At 65.3% G+C, this 14,671-nt stretch carries 12 protein-coding genes and 1 pseudogene; 6 read left to right on the forward strand and 7 right to left on the reverse strand.

From position 1 onward, the window contains the following. Positions 1-10: 10 nt before the first annotated feature. The 4 genes from trxA (at position 11) to QOC76_RS08965 (ending at position 3,242) form a co-directional block, all read left to right on the forward strand. Positions 11-463, forward strand: coding sequence for a thioredoxin (trxA, locus tag QOC76_RS08950; protein WP_526356342.1), 453 nt, complete (start codon positions 11-13; stop codon positions 461-463). Beyond that, entirely contained in the window at positions 460-723 is a 264-nt protein-coding gene (locus QOC76_RS08955) for a UBP-type zinc finger domain-containing protein (RefSeq protein WP_526356344.1), read from the forward strand. The genes trxA and QOC76_RS08955 overlap by 4 nt, the downstream gene beginning before the upstream one ends. Further along, positions 716-2,410 carry an FAD-dependent oxidoreductase gene (locus tag QOC76_RS08960; RefSeq protein ID WP_526356346.1) on the forward strand — a complete coding sequence of 565 codons (1,695 nt, stop codon included), beginning with the start codon at positions 716-718 and terminating at the stop codon, positions 2,408-2,410. The genes QOC76_RS08955 and QOC76_RS08960 overlap by 8 nt, the downstream gene beginning before the upstream one ends. Before the next feature lie 229 nt (positions 2,411-2,639). Beyond that, on the forward strand, positions 2,640-3,242 hold the full coding sequence (locus QOC76_RS08965; RefSeq protein WP_526356348.1) for an Rv1733c family protein: 603 nt from the start codon (positions 2,640-2,642) through the stop codon (positions 3,240-3,242). An 86-nt stretch (positions 3,243-3,328) separates the two neighbouring features. On the opposite strand, the gene QOC76_RS08970 is transcribed toward QOC76_RS08965, so the two are convergent. From QOC76_RS08970 to QOC76_RS08985, 4 genes are all read right to left on the reverse strand, one after another. Next, positions 3,329-4,048 (reverse strand): pyrimidine reductase family protein, encoded by a 720-nt coding sequence (locus QOC76_RS08970; protein WP_526356350.1) that lies wholly within the window; start codon positions 4,046-4,048, stop codon positions 3,329-3,331. Next, entirely contained in the window at positions 4,045-4,545 is a 501-nt protein-coding gene (locus QOC76_RS08975) for a flavin reductase family protein (protein ID WP_526356352.1), read from the reverse strand. Before QOC76_RS08975 ends, QOC76_RS08970 begins: the two co-directional genes overlap by 4 nt. 52 nt (positions 4,546-4,597) lie before the next feature. Further along, positions 4,598-6,874, reverse strand: a complete 2,277-nt coding sequence (gene treS, locus QOC76_RS08980; RefSeq protein WP_526356354.1) for a maltose alpha-D-glucosyltransferase — start codon at positions 6,872-6,874, stop codon at positions 4,598-4,600. Between the two features lie 369 nt (positions 6,875-7,243). Beyond that, positions 7,244-7,972, reverse strand: a complete 729-nt coding sequence (locus QOC76_RS08985; RefSeq protein ID WP_526356356.1) for a cutinase family protein — start codon at positions 7,970-7,972, stop codon at positions 7,244-7,246. Between the two features lie 230 nt (positions 7,973-8,202). On the opposite strand from QOC76_RS08985, the pseudogene QOC76_RS08990 reads away from it, so the two are divergent. Further along, positions 8,203-8,996, forward strand: a pseudogene (locus QOC76_RS08990) (SDR family NAD(P)-dependent oxidoreductase). 26 nt (positions 8,997-9,022) lie between these two features. Here the strand turns inward: QOC76_RS08990 and QOC76_RS08995 are convergent. Genes QOC76_RS08995 through QOC76_RS09005 form a run of 3 tightly spaced genes read right to left on the reverse strand, consistent with a single transcriptional unit; the run spans position 9,023 to position 12,554 of the window. Continuing rightward, positions 9,023-9,625 (reverse strand): DUF4333 domain-containing protein, encoded by a 603-nt coding sequence (locus QOC76_RS08995; RefSeq protein WP_526356358.1) that lies wholly within the window; start codon positions 9,623-9,625, stop codon positions 9,023-9,025. A gap of 12 nt (positions 9,626-9,637) precedes the next feature. Further along, on the reverse strand, positions 9,638-11,077 hold the full coding sequence (locus tag QOC76_RS09000) for a neutral zinc metallopeptidase (RefSeq protein WP_526356360.1): 1,440 nt from the start codon (positions 11,075-11,077) through the stop codon (positions 9,638-9,640). A 34-nt stretch (positions 11,078-11,111) separates the two neighbouring features. Further along, a complete protein-coding gene (locus QOC76_RS09005; RefSeq protein WP_526356362.1) occupies positions 11,112-12,554 on the reverse strand; it encodes an aldehyde dehydrogenase in 1,443 nt (480 codons plus the stop codon). Between the two features lie 306 nt (positions 12,555-12,860). Between QOC76_RS09005 and QOC76_RS09010 the strand changes: the two genes are divergently transcribed. Then, on the forward strand, positions 12,861-14,552 hold the full coding sequence (locus QOC76_RS09010; protein WP_526356364.1) for a hypothetical protein: 1,692 nt from the start codon (positions 12,861-12,863) through the stop codon (positions 14,550-14,552). Positions 14,553-14,671: the final 119 nt, after the last annotated feature.

Consider the following 14,671-nt stretch of genomic DNA (forward strand, 5'->3'; position numbering starts at 1 on the left):
AGGAGGCGCCATGGAATCAGAAATCGTGACATGCCCGCACTGCGGAAAACGCAACCGGGTGCCCGCGGCGGGCACGGGGAAGCCGCGGTGCGCCAACTGTCACCAGTGGTTGCCCTGGATCGCCGCGGCCGGCGACGAGGACTTCGCCGAGGTCGTCGAGACCTCCTCGGTACCGGTGCTCGTCGATGTGTGGGCCACCTGGTGCGGACCCTGCCGGATGGTGAGCCCGGCACTTGAACAACTCGCCACCGAACGTGCAGGCCAGCTGAAACTCGTAAAGGTGGATGTGGACAAGGCGCCCGCGATCGCGCAGCAGTTCGCAATCCAGGCGGTACCGACACTTCTGGTGCTCAACAACCACGAAGTCCTTGGACGTCAGTCCGGCGCCGCTCCCGTTGCCGCACTGCGTAAGTGGCTGGATCAGGCACTGTCAGCCAGCAACGCGAAGGAGGCACGGTCATGACATCAGCGACTGTCGACCCACACGTCGCGGCGATCCGCGAAGTGAGCCCACGCTCGGACGGCTGTGAGGAATGCCTGCGGCTCGGCACACCGTGGGTGCACCTGCGGCTGTGTCTGACGTGCGGGCACGTCGGCTGCTGCGACTCCTCACCGATGCGGCATGCCCGGGCGCACGCGCACACCGTGGGCCACCCGATCGTGCAGAACATGGAGCCGGGGCCGACATGGCGTTGGTGTTACGTCCACGAAGACTATGTCTGAGGTCAGCACCGACCAGCGCGCCTCGAGTCATCTGGTGGAAACCGCCGACATAGGCGGCGCGTACCCGCGACTGGCCGACGACCAGATCGCCACCCTCGAGGCCGGTGGGGCTCGGCGGCCCATCGACACAGGCGAAACGCTGGTCCGCGAGGGTGAGCGTTCCCATGACTTCTTCGTCATTCTGTCCGGCAAGGTCGCCGTCACCACAACCGACGACGCGGGCAATCGGCGCGTGATCCGGGTACACGGCCCAGGGCGGTTCCTGGGGGAGCTGGGCGATCTCGAAGGTCAACCCGCGTTCTACACCGCCGAGGTGGTGGAACCCGGCGAAGTACTCGTGGTACCCACCGAGCAGGTGCGGGCCCTGGTCGCCCACGATCCGGCGCTCAGTGACCTCATCTTGCGCGCATACCTGTCACGCCGCTCGCTTCTCATCCAGGAGGAAACCGGATTTCGGATCATCGGCTCCTGTTTTGACCCCGATACCATGCGGCTGCGAGAATTCGCGTCGCGAAATCGGTTACCACACAGATGGATTGACCTCGAGCGTGACAAGTATGCCGAGCGGCTGCTGCAGCGGTTCGGGGTGTCGCCCCAAGACACCCCGGTGGTGATCTGGGCCGGTGAGGTGCTGCGCAACCCGACCAACACCGAGCTGGCCCGCCGGGTCGGGCTGCCGGTACCCGACAAGGTGCCCGACGAATCCGACGTCGTTGTGGTGGGGGCCGGTCCGGCCGGACTCGCAGCGGCGGTGTATGGCTCCTCGGACGGTCTGATCACCGCGGCCATGGAGCGGATGGCGATCGGCGGACAGGCCGGGACGTCATCGAGAATCGAGAACTACCTCGGATTCCCGGGCGGGATCTCGGGTGCCGACTTAGCAGAACGAGCCGGTCTGCAGGCCGGGAAGTTCGGCGCGCGGATCATCGTCTCCGCGGAGGCCATCGGACTGGAATCCGACAGCGGACACCATCTGCTCCGACTCGCCGATCAAGCGTCGGTGGTCGCCCGTGCCGTCGTGCTTGCCACGGGAGCGCGGTATCGCAAGCTCGCCGTCCCGGGAATCGAATCGTTTGAGGGCAACGGCGTGTATTACGCCGCCACCTTTCAAGAGGCGTTGATGTGCGGCACGGGGCCCGTCGTCATCGTCGGAGGTGGTAACTCCGCGGGGCAGGCGGCGATCTTCCTCGCCGCGCGGGTTTTTCGGGTCTATGTGATGATTCGCGGCGACGACCTGAACAAGGACATGTCGAGATATCTCGTCGACCAGATCCACCAGCACCCGCGGGTGACCGTGCGGTTGTGTACCGAGGTCCGGGAGGTGCACGGAGACGATGCACTCACGGCGGTCGTGGCCGAGGACAAACGGACCGGCGAGCGTCATACGATCGAGACCCGCGCTCTGTTCGTCTTCATCGGCGCCGACCCAAACACCTCCTGGCTCGCTGGTGCTATCGAGCTCGACGATCACGGCTACGTGTCGACCGGCTCGGCCGCACTCTACTCGGACACCCACGGCAATCAGGAACGAACGAAACGGCAGCCGATGATCCTGGAGACCAGCCGACCGGGTGTGTTCGCAGCGGGCGACGTGCGTAGCGGCTCGGTCAAGCGGGTGGCGTCCGCCGTCGGCGAAGGATCTATGGCAATCCGACAAATTCACGAATACTTCGGCTCCAAGACGTGACCCTTGAGGCCCTTGCACGTGTATGCAAGGGCGGCCGGCGAAGGCAATGCGCCGGCGTCGCCGCTCGCTCGAGCAGATCGCTGAACCCGCGGGGCCGAAAACGATAAGGGGCATTTGTATCGCCAGAACCATTCTGACTTCGGGCCGTTTGGCTCTGGTGCCCGCGGAAACCCCAAGCGACGGCAGATGTTTCGTTTCGGGAAGTGTCACCGATGTTCGAGGACTGGTAATGGAGATATTCACCCTCGCTCCAGCGCGATGGCGGACAGTCCGGGCCTTGGGGAGTAGCCCACTCGTGCGCATCAGCGACCGGGTCGAAGCGATGGCGGTCGCCCTCGCGGTCACGGTCGCGCTCATCGCCGCGCCCGCCGCCGGCGCCGTCGGCACAGCAGTTCACGATGCGCGCAGCCGGGTGTACGCCGAAGCGGCACAGAAGCGGTATCGAGCCACCGCAATTGTGACCTCGACCGGGCAGACAGCGCGCGCGCCGCAATACGCCATCATCACCACCACGGTGCACGCTCACTGGCATGCGAAAGGCGTCGAGCACACCGGCACCTTCAGCTGGGACCGTGCGGTCGCGGCCGGCAACCTGATCGAGATTTGGGTGGACAGCCAGGGGCGGCGAGTCAACCCACCGCCCAGGCCATCGCGAGCAGCGTTCGACGCCGTCTTCACCGCTGTGATGATCTGGTTGGGTGTGGTCGCCGCGGCGGCTGCGCTGGTCGCTGTCGTGCGATGGTGGCTGGACCGCCTTCACGACGCCGCTTGGGAGCGTGAGATCAGGAGCCTTTGCGACAACGACGGCGGGCGGACCGGCACTCAACCGTGAGGATCGGTATGTCGACAGGTTGCCGCTGATCCCGACCTCTGAGATCCAGCAAATCAGGTCGCTTCGTTCTCGGAGTGTGCGGTCAGCTACACCTCGCTCGCGCGCCTGTACCTGAGGAAGACGTACGAGTCACATAGCAGCGCGTGGCGGAGTTCCATGGAAGCCGGGACAGATTGTCGGCTAGGTGTGCGATGGCCGACGGGTTGACTGCCGGCGAGCAGCGGCGCGATGGTGACGCAGATTTCATCAACGACATCCGCGTCGATGAGTTGATCGAGAAGAGTAGGGCCGCCCTCGCACAGGATCCGCTGCATGCCGAGGCCACGAAGCTGCTTTATCGCCACGTCGACATCGACGGTGTCCTCGCCCGCCACCAGAAGTCTCCAGCGGGGGTCACTGTTCAGAGAATGGGTTCGCGCAGCGCTGGCGCTGGTCACGAGGATCGGGGTCGATGCGGCTTCGACGAACAACGTCGGCGGGAGATGTCCGGTCTGGCTGACGACCGCGATCGGTGGCGGCGCGAACCCGCGATCTGCTCCACGCAGCGCTTCCTGAGCCGCAGTGAAACGTGCCGGGCCGTACTGTTCGGCGCGCGCGGTGCCCGCTCCGACCAAGACGACGTCGGCGAAAGCACGCAGGTCGCGGAGGAGGTTTTGGTCGGCGGGGCAAGAGAGTGTGCCGGCGCGGCCCTGGAACGCCGCAGCGCCGTCGGCGCTGAAGATCATGTTCGCGCGCACACCGTGGGGTGCGTCGGCATAGAGCCCTGCCAGATCACAGGGATCCTCAATGCTCGTGAGGTCCGTCATGCTTCGTGCCCTGGTTCAAGGTCGCGTACGTCGGCGAATGAAACCCAATCACCAGACATACCTGACGCACTGCCATTTATGGGTTCCAGCAGATGGCCAACGTGGTCGCCCAGGTCGTACCGCTCGAGGATGCGGCCGACGAACCATGCCGAGGCGTCAGTCAGTATCGGCAAGCCCATAGGGCCAGCCTCCCAAGCGCACCGGGCGAACTTGTCGACTTCGTCGCCTGTCTCACCTCCGAAAAGTTGCGCGAGCGCCAAATGTTTGCGGGACAGCACATGTACGGCCAGATGCGTGGAATGTTGCGCTGTGCGGAAGGTGTGGTTTCGCCTAGAAAGGCCCACGAGGAACCGAGGAGGGTGAATGCTGGTTTGACTGGCGAAGCCAACCAGACAGCCTGCGAGGGCTTCATCGTGGTCGGTTCTTTTGGTGGTCACCACGAACATCGGATAGTTGAGTGCCGCAACTATCTCCTCGAAGGCTTCTGATCCGCTCATGGGTCCGAGGATAGGGCTAACCGATCCGCTGACCACCTGAGATCCACGCACTTCAGGTCTGTGCGACCGATGTCGACGCTGACCCCGATTGGCGGTGGTTCTCGTCAGCCTCGACCGGGGCCTCGACCAGAAGCGACATGCCGTGGTATGCAGGCAAGTCCACCGAGAAGCTGTGCAGATCGTCCACGGTGGCAAGGGCTTTTCCGGTAAACATATCCGAGACGGTGCTGCCCGCAGGCAACTTCTCCGAGCGCACCGTTCCACTGACTTCCTCGCCGGCGAAGTTCAACACCGTGAGCTGGTACTGCCGTTCGTCGGCCAACTGGTGGACGAGAACCAGCATGGCGCGGTGCGACACCTCGGGTATATCGATCTGGCGGCTGGTAGCGATCCCGTAGTGCGAGCGCACCTTCAGGATGGCCTGCAGCTGCCTGAGAAAACTCGTGTCATCGGAGAGCTGGTCAGGTATCGCGCCGTAAAGACTTCTGCCGCGCGGTATTCCAGCCATCGATTGAGTCGCTGACGGGTTGACGCCCATCAGGTCGTGTGCCGCGCGGTGAATCCATCGCGTGTCGCCGCCGCGCAAGAGTTCCGTCACGTCCGACGGGTTCAACGTCAGCATCCCGCAGATGTCCCATCCCGATAAGGCGAATACACCGGGCTGTAGCGCGTTGAACATCGCCAACAGGAGGTGGGCTTTTCGGACGCGGTCAACGTCTTCGACTGTGTCGAGGTCATCGATACCGAGCGTTGCCGCGATCACCGTCGCCGTGGTGCATGCGATCCCATTGGTGGTGAAAACCAAGTTGTACGGTGCATTTTCGCCGGTGAGCTTCTGCGTCAGATCCGAGCGGATCGTCTCACCAAGATGCCCTCCGGTGATTTCCTCTCCCTTGTAGGTGTACATGTCGTCGCGGTGACCCGTCGACCAGTGCACGAGTTCGTAGGTCAGCTCATCGTGGTTCTGCAGTGCGTGCACCAGAGAGGCCGGGTCAACTCCCAGCTCCAGCGTGGTGCGCAGAGTCAGCCTCAAAAACTCCGTGTCCGCCGTCGCCAGGGCGTGGTGATAGGCCGGTCGATTGATGAAGTCATAGGACAGGTCCGCGCCGGCTTGTCCGATTTCGCGGATGTCATCGATCGTGAGGTTCAGCTCCTGAAAAGTGAAGCCGCCCACCTTGCGCACCATGCTGGCAACCAGGTGGTTGGCCGCCTCCGACAGGGGATGACCCTCCGACCACGCGGTACTGTTCTCGGCGGCGGTTTTCTCTGCTCCAAGAAAGCCGTTGGCGTCCAAGCGAAGACCGCCGGTGCCCAGATCCGCCAGCGAATGCAGGGCGTCGCCGATGACGAGGCGCATCCCGGCGAAGGAAGGGTCCAGCCAGTTGATCGACGGTTGTCCGTCCTTGAAGTAGTGCAGGTACACCCATCGACGCTCGACCCCGTCGACGCCGACGACAGGCCGCGTAACGCTCCAGTTGGTCTCTTTGACCCCTTCGGCGTAGAAGATGACCCGCTGCAGTCGGCCGATGATGTAACCCGCCCTGTCGAGCCACTCTTCCGTTGCTGCGTCGATGTTCACCGAATCGACGCCGGACGGAACGTCTGGCAGGTTCTCCCAGTCACGAGGATCGACCTCGACCATGTGATAGATGCCGGGGTAGTCCGCGTACTTCATTTCGGCCAGCCGGAAGTCCGCGCCCTTACCCGTGTGTCCCGGCACGATGTCGTCGATGATCGTCCCGCCGTACCAACCTGCCGTTCCACACATGCTGCGGAAGTCGTCCTCGGTTCCGAATGCCGGGTCGATCTGTGTGCTGATGCGGTCGAAGTGGCCGTCCACGCTGGGGGTCTGTTCCCATCCGGAAAGCCCGCCCGCCCGTTTCACCGGTCCGGTGTGGACGGCTTCGATACCGACCTCGGCGAAGGCCTTCCACATGTTCTCGTCAGCCATCGCTTTGAGGAACGACTCGTCGGGCCGGGTGATCAGTGACAGGGGATAAGCGGTGAACCACACCGAAGCGGTCTCGACGGCGCCACGCGGACTGGGCGTGGCGTAGGGGTTCTGCCACATCGAGCCCTGCCCGGAGAATTGCTGGCTGATCTCGTTGGCGTCGGCCAACATCGACTGGCTCAGCAGCCATGACACATAGGCCGGATTGTCTCCTGTGGGTGTCCCGTCCTGGGTGAGGGAGCGGCGGGCGAACGGTGTGCGTACCCGGGGCCGGAATCGCAGCGAACGCGGCCGTGCGGGATGAAGGTGTTCATCGAAGGTGATCTCAGTCGGCTCGTTGGCCTGGTCCTCGACTCCGGACTCTGCCGACTGAGACATTCAACCCCTCGCAACCTGTGACTTGTGGATCGTATTGCAGGCAGTATTGCCTGCCCGGCGCGGGTTTGAAACAGCGGGATCAGTGATCATTTCCAGCGCGCCCTGCCAACGGGGCATGCGGCTTCTGAGGCGGCGTTACGGTTCGACCGTGTTGCAGATGATTCTCAACTTCGCCGGGATTGCGGTGTTCGCGGTGTCCGGGCAGCGGCATGGGGTTCTTCGCGACCGCCGGCGCGGCGTTGGCGGTCGACAACGGAGCGAGCTGGTTCGCCGCCGCCCTGCTGGCACGCTGTCGGCGATTGCGGGCAGCACCGTGCGCGACGTCTTGGCCGCGCGAACTGATCAAGTGATCGATGTCAGCTTGGTCTCTCAGAGGCGCGTGGTCAACGCGTGGGCCGCGAAATCGGCTGCCTGGTCGGCCATTCCGTTGGTTTTGTAGGCGCTGTGGGCGGCCCGATCACCACCGCCCGGGAAGCAGATCGGGTCGCCGGGGTTGCACAGCTCGATGGTCTTGGCCGTGTAGAGATGACCGATGGTGATGGGCGGGGCGTCGTGGGCAACCAGATTCAGGAACCAGTCCGACGGAGTGCCGAACAAGACCACGGCGGCGACGTGAGACGCGATCGCGGGCGGCAGCGTGCCGGCGATTCCGGCGGGCAGGACGATTCCGGCGGGCACGGTGTCGGTGGTGGTGTAACCGGCCACCGCCGCGCCCTGTGAGTAGCCGCCGAGCACGATCTGGGTGTTCGCACAGTTGGCGGCTATCGCCTCGACCTTGTTGTCCGCGTCCGCGATCCCGTTGGCTGCTGCCTGAAAGTCCAGCGACGCGGGGTAGTCGACCCCGTAAACCTCGACGGTCTTGCCGCCCAGGCGGGCGCTGAGGGCGTCGACGAACGCCTGTCCGGTCGCTCCGACCCCGGGAGCTTCGAAGGTTCCTCGGGCGAACACCACCTCGACGTCCGAGCATGACGAGTCCTCGGCGGCCGCCGCCAACCCTGTCGCCTGCGGCCCGAGCAACGCCATTATGGAAACGAAGACCGCACCAAGCCAGCGCAACGTCCGGGGGAATGTCGTGGCAACGGGGTCGCGGCTGCGCATCGTCGGCTCTTTTCGGTTGGTCAGCTCTTAATCGATGAGAACCGCCTGTGCGCGCAGATTAATTCCGCAGAGCCCGAAGAGGTCCCGGCAACGTTCGCCGATGGGCTGCGCCGCTCCGAGGTTCCAATTTCGTTCGCACAGGATCTGCCCGGAGTCGTTGATTCGGACAGCAGAGCGGATAGCGCTTTTCCGGCCTTCGACCCCCGAACCGTGACTTAGGGTCCCGTGACGTGACCGAAAGAAGTGATCGAGCCCGTTCGCGAACGTTCGTTGTGACCGGAGCGGCATCGGGCATCGGCCTTGCTGTGGCTGAACGCCTACTCGCCGAGGGCGGCACCGTCGTCGGCGCCGATGTGAACCCACCGCCGACCCTCGGTGAGCGGTTCACTTTCGTGACGGCCGATGTTTCCGACGAATCAGCGGTCGCCGAGGTTTTCGCCGCCCTGCCCGACCGACTCGACGGCGTCGTCCGTGCCGCGGGGATCGCCAGTGGCGGTCCGGTCCATCTGCTCGACAAGGCCGAATGGGACCGGGTGATCGCAATCAACCTCACCGGTACCTTCTTCGTGGCCAAGGCGGCACTGAGCCGGATGATCGAGCAACCACGGGTCGACGGTGAGCGGGGCTCGATCGTCACCCTTGCCAGCGTCGAGGGCCTCGAGGGAACAGCGGGCGGCAGCGGCTACAACGCCGCGAAGGGCGGGGTCGTGCTGCTCACCAAAAACATTGCGCTCGACTACGGGCCGAGCAGCATTCGGGCGAACGCAATCTGCCCTGGTTTTATCGCGACGCCGATGTTGGACAGTGTCTTTCGCATGCCGGGAATGGAGGGCACCTTGCGGTCGATCACCGACGAACACGCGCTGCAGCGGCTCGGGCGGCCCGACGAGATTGCGGCCATGGCGGCCTTCCTAGTGTCGTCCGACGCCTCGTTCGTCACCGGCCAGGCGATCGCCGTCGACGGTGGCTATACCGCGGGCAGAGAGACCATGGCGTTTTTCGGCTTTTCGGCTTGCCAGAGTGAATCTCGCTGACCGCCGCTGAAGATGTCTAGCGAGGTCGGTCTACTTCGTATGTGCCGTTGTCGTCCTGGAATACCACCAGCACCTGACGTTTCTGGCCGCCGACGACCACCTCGCAGGTGAAGATGCCGCCCTTCTTGATTTCGGGGTCGTCGCCGTTGTTGCACAGAACGTCTGAAACGTTCGTGGCGCCGTATCCGTCTGCCGGGTCGGCGAGTATCCGCGCAACGCCGGCTTCTGCCTTGGACACGTTGAGCACCTTTCCCTTCAACACGTCGAACCGCGACAGCACCACCATCAGCAGAACTGCGGCGACCGATATCGCGACGACGCCGACGGCGATCAACAGCGCCAACTGGCCGCTCTTCTGCCGGGCGGAAGTCGGACGCGCGTGGCGATTGCGCGCGGGGGCGGGAGGCCAACCGTTGCGATCAACCGGCGGCTTCGCAGGTCTCGGTGCGGGTGGCGGCGACGGCGTCCGCGGCGGTGATGGAATCCGCTGGTTCGCGTCCTTCCACCACGGCTCCCCTGCGGGCGGGGGATCTGCACGTCTGGCCGACCGCAGCGGTACCTCGACGGTGTCGTCGTCGGACCTTGGGCGGCGCGGCCGTTGGTCGCGCGGTCCGGTCACGTGCCGATTCTCTCAGGCGAACCGTTGATAGCAATCCTCAGCATCGCCGAAAAGTCCGGCACGGAACGCAAGAATCCGGGTGAACCCCGACGGCACGGGAGTTCCGCTGACGTCGGTCGCCACCATGCCGTTGGTCAGCAGGCCGGACACCGCTTCGTCGAGATCGCCTGCACCGAGCACCAACTGGTTGCCCGATGGCCCCCGGATCGGGTCAGCCATCTTGCGCTGTGCGACGCCGGTCAGGCAGGCGGTGCGCATGGCCACGGCGGCCGAACTCAGTGGCAGTCCCCGCTCGTGTTGCAGTGCAAGGACATAGCGCGACGTCACCATCGACAAGGCTGTGTTGTCGCCCTGCAGAAGGACGAAATCGCTTTCGTCGGCAGGCGCACCGACCTTCTGCAGCGTGGACATGTCGACGGCAATCTCGTTGGTGTCCGGGCAGTATGCGACGGGCTGCTGCTGGCTCACCGCGCAGCCGCCTCCCTCGGGTGCGAGTGTCGGCGGGTTCGCCGGGCTGAAGATCTGCCCCAGCAGTTCCAACAGTGTCGACAACGTCTGGTCGTTGATCGCGATGTCGCTCTGCGGGCTCGCCGGATCGAAAAGCAACTGAGGAAGGTTGCCGCGGCGCTGCTGGATCTCGGCGGAATCGATTGCGGCACAACCTTGGGCACCCAAGTCGAAGCCCGTCTGGATCGCGCTCACCCGGTCGAGGGCGGTGCCGTGCGATGGCGGATCGAGCGACCGCGTGTCGTAGGTGGAGATCGGGTCGCGCCCTGCGATCGCGCCGGCCATCACCTGATCCAATGCACGGGTGGTGTTGAGGCTGAACCGCGGCGAGTGCCCCTCGGCAACCCAGCGCATGTACACCCCGCCCAGGCAATCGGCCTGCTGTTCGCGCACCAGGATCGACGACCTCTGCTCGCCGACGAGGCCGGCGCGGGTCTGCAACGCGTGGCCGTACTCGTGGGCGAGCAGCCCGTTGATCGTCATGTCGCCGAAGAACTCCTTGGCGACCGGCATCAGATCGACACGGTCCCAGGCGATCAAATCGTCGGGCGCGCAATACAGGGCGTTGTAGTCGAATGCACGCGCATCTTCGTTGCAGACGGTCATCGACGCCCTCGGATCAACCGACACGAGCCGGGACACCGGAGCGAACGTCCCTGCGAAGGCATCCGAGTAGTGCTGAGACCAGAAATCCTCGATGTCCTCGACGGCCATCAGCGCCGCGCGGTCGATCTCCCCGTCGTCGGTGTTCTCCACCCTGCCTTCGGCCGACGGTGCGGCGGCGCGGGGCCCGCTGGCGCCGTCGGAGGTCGGCAGGCCCGCCACACGATACGGGTCGTAGCGCATCGATACGGCGCGCCCATCGAGGACGGTGGCCTGACTGCAGCCGGCCACGGTGAACGCCACCGAGGCGACAACGAGCCCAACCCGGACCAACGGGATCACATCGCGACGGTACCGGCCGTCGCCGCAGGCTCGCCTAGCTCGGGTAGATGATCGACTGGTACTCGATGTACGGGTCGACGCCTTCTGGGCCGCATTCCCGCCCGATGCCCGACTTCTTGAAGCCGCCGAACGGCGACTTGAAGTCCAGCAGCAGCCCCGAGTTGACCGGTACGGTGCCGGTGCGCAGCCGGGCCGCGATCTCCACGCCGTGCTCGACGTCGGCCGTCCACACCGACCCCGACAAGCCGTACTCCGAATCGTTGGCGATGCGCACGGCGTCGTCCTCGTTCTCGTACGGGATCACCGACAGCACCGGGCCGAAGATCTCTTCACGGGCGATGCGCATCGCGTTGTCGACGTCATAGAAAACCGTCGGCTCGATGAACCAGCCCTTGTCCAGATGCGCCGGGGTGCCGCCGCCGACCGCCACCTTGGCGCCCTCCTCCTTGCCCGACTCGAGCATTCCGACGATCTTGTCGCGCTGCCGTCGGGCCACCACAGGGCCGACGGCGGTGGCGGGATCATTGGGGTCGCCCACCTGCATCGCGCCCACGCCCGCGGCCAGCGCGTCGACCGTCTCCCGGTAGCGCGATTGCGGTGCGAGGATGCGGGTCTGCGCGGCGCAGGCCTGCCCGTTGTTCATCATTCCCGACATGATGATGTTCTGCAGGTGCGCGTCGAGGTCTACGTCCTCGAGGAGGATCGCCGCCGACTTGCCACCCAGCTCGAGCGTCACGCGTTTGATCTGGGCACCACACAGCTCGCCGATGCGTGCGCCCGTCGCCGTCGATCCGGTGAAGCTGACCTTGTCGACACCAGGGTGGGTGACGATGTGCTCGCTGGCTTCGCGCGACGCTGTGACGATGTTGATAACGCCAGGTGGAAGCCCGGCCTCCAGCACCGCCTCGGCGAGCAGGTATGGGTCGAGCGCCGTCTCGGGTGCCGGCTTGAGCACCATCGTCGAGCCCGACGCGAGGCACGGCCCGAGCTTCATCGCCATGATGTAAAGCGGCACGTTCCACGGAATGATCCCCGCCGCGACGCCGACGGGTGCACGGCGCACCACGACCTTCTGACCCATGGCGCCGATACGCTCGTCGCTCCATGGATAGCTGCGCGCGATGTCGGCGTAGATGTCGAGAACCATTGTGGCCGCGAACACCTGCATACCCATCGACTGCGAGGCAGGGGCCCCGTTCTCGTTGGTGACGACGTCGGCGATCTCCGCGCCGCGCTTCTGCAGCGCCTGCGACAGCGCGGCGATGGCGTCGGCCCGGTCCTCAGGCGTCATTGTGGGCCACGGACCGTTGTCGAATGCGTCGCGGGCAGAGGCGACCGCTCGATCGATGTCGGCCGGCGATCCGTCAGGTGTGCGGGCGTACACCTCTTCAGAGATCGGAGAGATGACATCGATGGTGGCTTCGGTAGCCGGCGCCACCCATTCGTTGCCGATGAACAGTCGGTCGCGCGTCTCCATTGAGCACTCCGATCGCGTTGAGGTGTGAGCTGATCGTAAGGCTGTAACGCATTCCTTAGGCGAGCGATCTAACTGTTGGAACGGAAACGTCGCCCCGCCACAGGCGTCGGTCCAACCAAATCCAGGAACGTCGCGGCGCCTGCTGGGTCCATTTCCAGTGTCGGGGGAGATGGCTGCAAAGCAGTGGTGGCGGCTGACGCCACCCTCTGTCAGACCAGAGGAGTCGATACTCAGATGCGTACCCCACTTAAAACGTGCTCTTGGCGAAGTGCAGTCGCTGTGCTTTCCTCCGGAGCGGTCATTTCCTTGAGTGCGCTCAGCGGGGGTGTCGCGCCGGCCTTCGCCAAACCCGGCGACCACAGTGATCCGGGCCCGGTCATCCCGACGCCGACGGTCGTCGTTCCGGAGGCGCCTCAGGTTCAGGAGCAGGCCCCTGTGGAAGCGCCGCCTGCGCCGAAGGAGGCGCCTGCCCCGCCGAAGGTCGAAGCGCCGCCTAAGCAGCTCGCACCGGCTCCCGAAATTCAAGCGCCCGCGCCTGCGCCTGAAGCCGCCCCGCAACCTCAAGCGGCCGCCCCGCAGATCCAGGCGCCGCCACCTCAGCCTCTAGCTCCCGCACCGCAGGTTCAGGCGCCCGCGCCGCCGAAGAAAGAGGCACCGCGAGTCGTGGAGGCGCCGAAGGTCGATCCGCCCAAGGCGGAGGCGCCGAAGGTGGATGCGCCGAAACCCGATGCGCCACAGATGGACGTGCCGACAGACACACCGAAGGTCGACACGCCGAAGGTCGACACGCCGAAGGTCGATGACCCGGCTCCATTGCCTGCCGCAAATCAGCCGGCCGCGCCGAGCGACCCGAAGCAGGATGCGCAGATGCCCAGGTATCCGGCGTCCGGGCAGACGCCCGGGGGCAAGGACAACGCTCCCGACGGCAAGCAGCCACCCGCAGTCGATCAGGTGAAGCCGGGAGCCGACGGCGCACGCGACGCCACCGGCGACACGAAGAGCGACCCGTCGACGGTGTCGAAGGCCGCACAGCGGATCCCTACCGCCCAGCCCGACACCATGCAGGCTCCGGAGCAGGACATCGAGTTCGCCAGGCAGTCGAAACCGGTTGAGCTGAAGCCGGAACCGGCGAAGAAGAACGACGTCGACTTCCTGTCGAGCGCGATCAACGTGGACAGCAAGACCAAGCTCGGCCCGGTTGAGTCTGAATTCAGGGCGGGTTCGGAATTCTCGATCGGCCACCGTGACTGGGACCGTGACCGTGACCACGACCGTGACTGGGACTGGGATAAGAAGCATTGGGACCACAAGGTCCGGCAGTGGGACAGGAGATGGGTCGAGTACGACGACTGGTATCGGCCCGTCTTCTGCAATCCCTACCGCGCGCCCGTGCGGATCGTCTACATCTACGAACGCGCGCCCCGCATCGTGATCGTCCCGCCGCTGGGACGGGCCGTCATCGACGCTGCCGCGTTGGCCGCCTACAGCTTCACCGCGGTGGTGCTCAATTCGGCGAACCTCGCCGCAGACGTGGCCGTCGGCACATTCTTCGGTGGCGGCTACATCCCGCCAATCGGCGCGCCGTTCGTGCCGCCCCCTCCGCTGTTGCGCTATGACAACGTGCCGGTGCAGGTGCGGTACTCCAACGCGACCTACCAGCCGTTCCGGGTGAACCAGATCGTCGACCTCGGCGACGACGTCCAATACGGCGGACGGAAGGTGCTGCTCGACGGAGCGACGCCGGCTTGGGGCCAGTGGACCACCTCGCCGACGGGCGAGCGCCAGTTCGAGGTGCATCGCACCCAGCAGTACCCCGGGCTCGGTGATCCGCAGGAGGCGCCGCTGCCGGGCGACTACCGGATGCAGCTGGCCTCCGACGAGTCCGCGGCCGACCGCACGCAGATGTATTTGACGGCGGCGGCAGGAGTGGTCGGCGGGCTGGGCCTGGCCGCCCTGGGCCTGGCCCTCTACCTCGGGCGTCGCAGGCTGCAGACGTAGTGGCGCCGGCTGGAGTGCTGGACAACTGTCCGGCACTCCAGCTGGTCCCGGGCTCGCAGCCTCGGCGGGTACCGGCACACGCCGGTGACCTGCCTTGTTTGCCTCGGGTCGCATCCGAT

The sequence above is a fragment of the Mycobacterium sp. genome (assembly GCF_032159565.1).
Classification (GTDB): Bacteria; Actinomycetota; Actinomycetes; order Mycobacteriales; family Mycobacteriaceae; genus Mycobacterium.

Coding starts and splice junctions, on each gene's coding strand:
- trxA (WP_526356342.1), top strand. CDS start 11: ATGGAATCAGAAATCGTGACATGCCCGCACTGCGGAAAACGCAACCGG.
- QOC76_RS08955 (WP_526356344.1), top strand. CDS start 460: ATGACATCAGCGACTGTCGACCCACACGTCGCGGCGATCCGCGAAGTG.
- QOC76_RS08960 (WP_526356346.1), top strand. CDS start 716: ATGTCTGAGGTCAGCACCGACCAGCGCGCCTCGAGTCATCTGGTGGAA.
- QOC76_RS08965 (WP_526356348.1), top strand. CDS start 2,640: ATGGAGATATTCACCCTCGCTCCAGCGCGATGGCGGACAGTCCGGGCC.
- QOC76_RS08970 (WP_526356350.1), bottom strand. CDS start 4,048: ATGACGGACCTCACGAGCATTGAGGATCCCTGTGATCTGGCAGGGCTC.
- QOC76_RS08975 (WP_526356352.1), bottom strand. CDS start 4,545: ATGAGCGGATCAGAAGCCTTCGAGGAGATAGTTGCGGCACTCAACTAT.
- treS (WP_526356354.1), bottom strand. CDS start 6,874: ATGTCTCAGTCGGCAGAGTCCGGAGTCGAGGACCAGGCCAACGAGCCG.
- QOC76_RS08985 (WP_526356356.1), bottom strand. CDS start 7,972: ATGCGCAGCCGCGACCCCGTTGCCACGACATTCCCCCGGACGTTGCGC.
- QOC76_RS09005 (WP_526356362.1), bottom strand. CDS start 12,554: ATGGAGACGCGCGACCGACTGTTCATCGGCAACGAATGGGTGGCGCCG.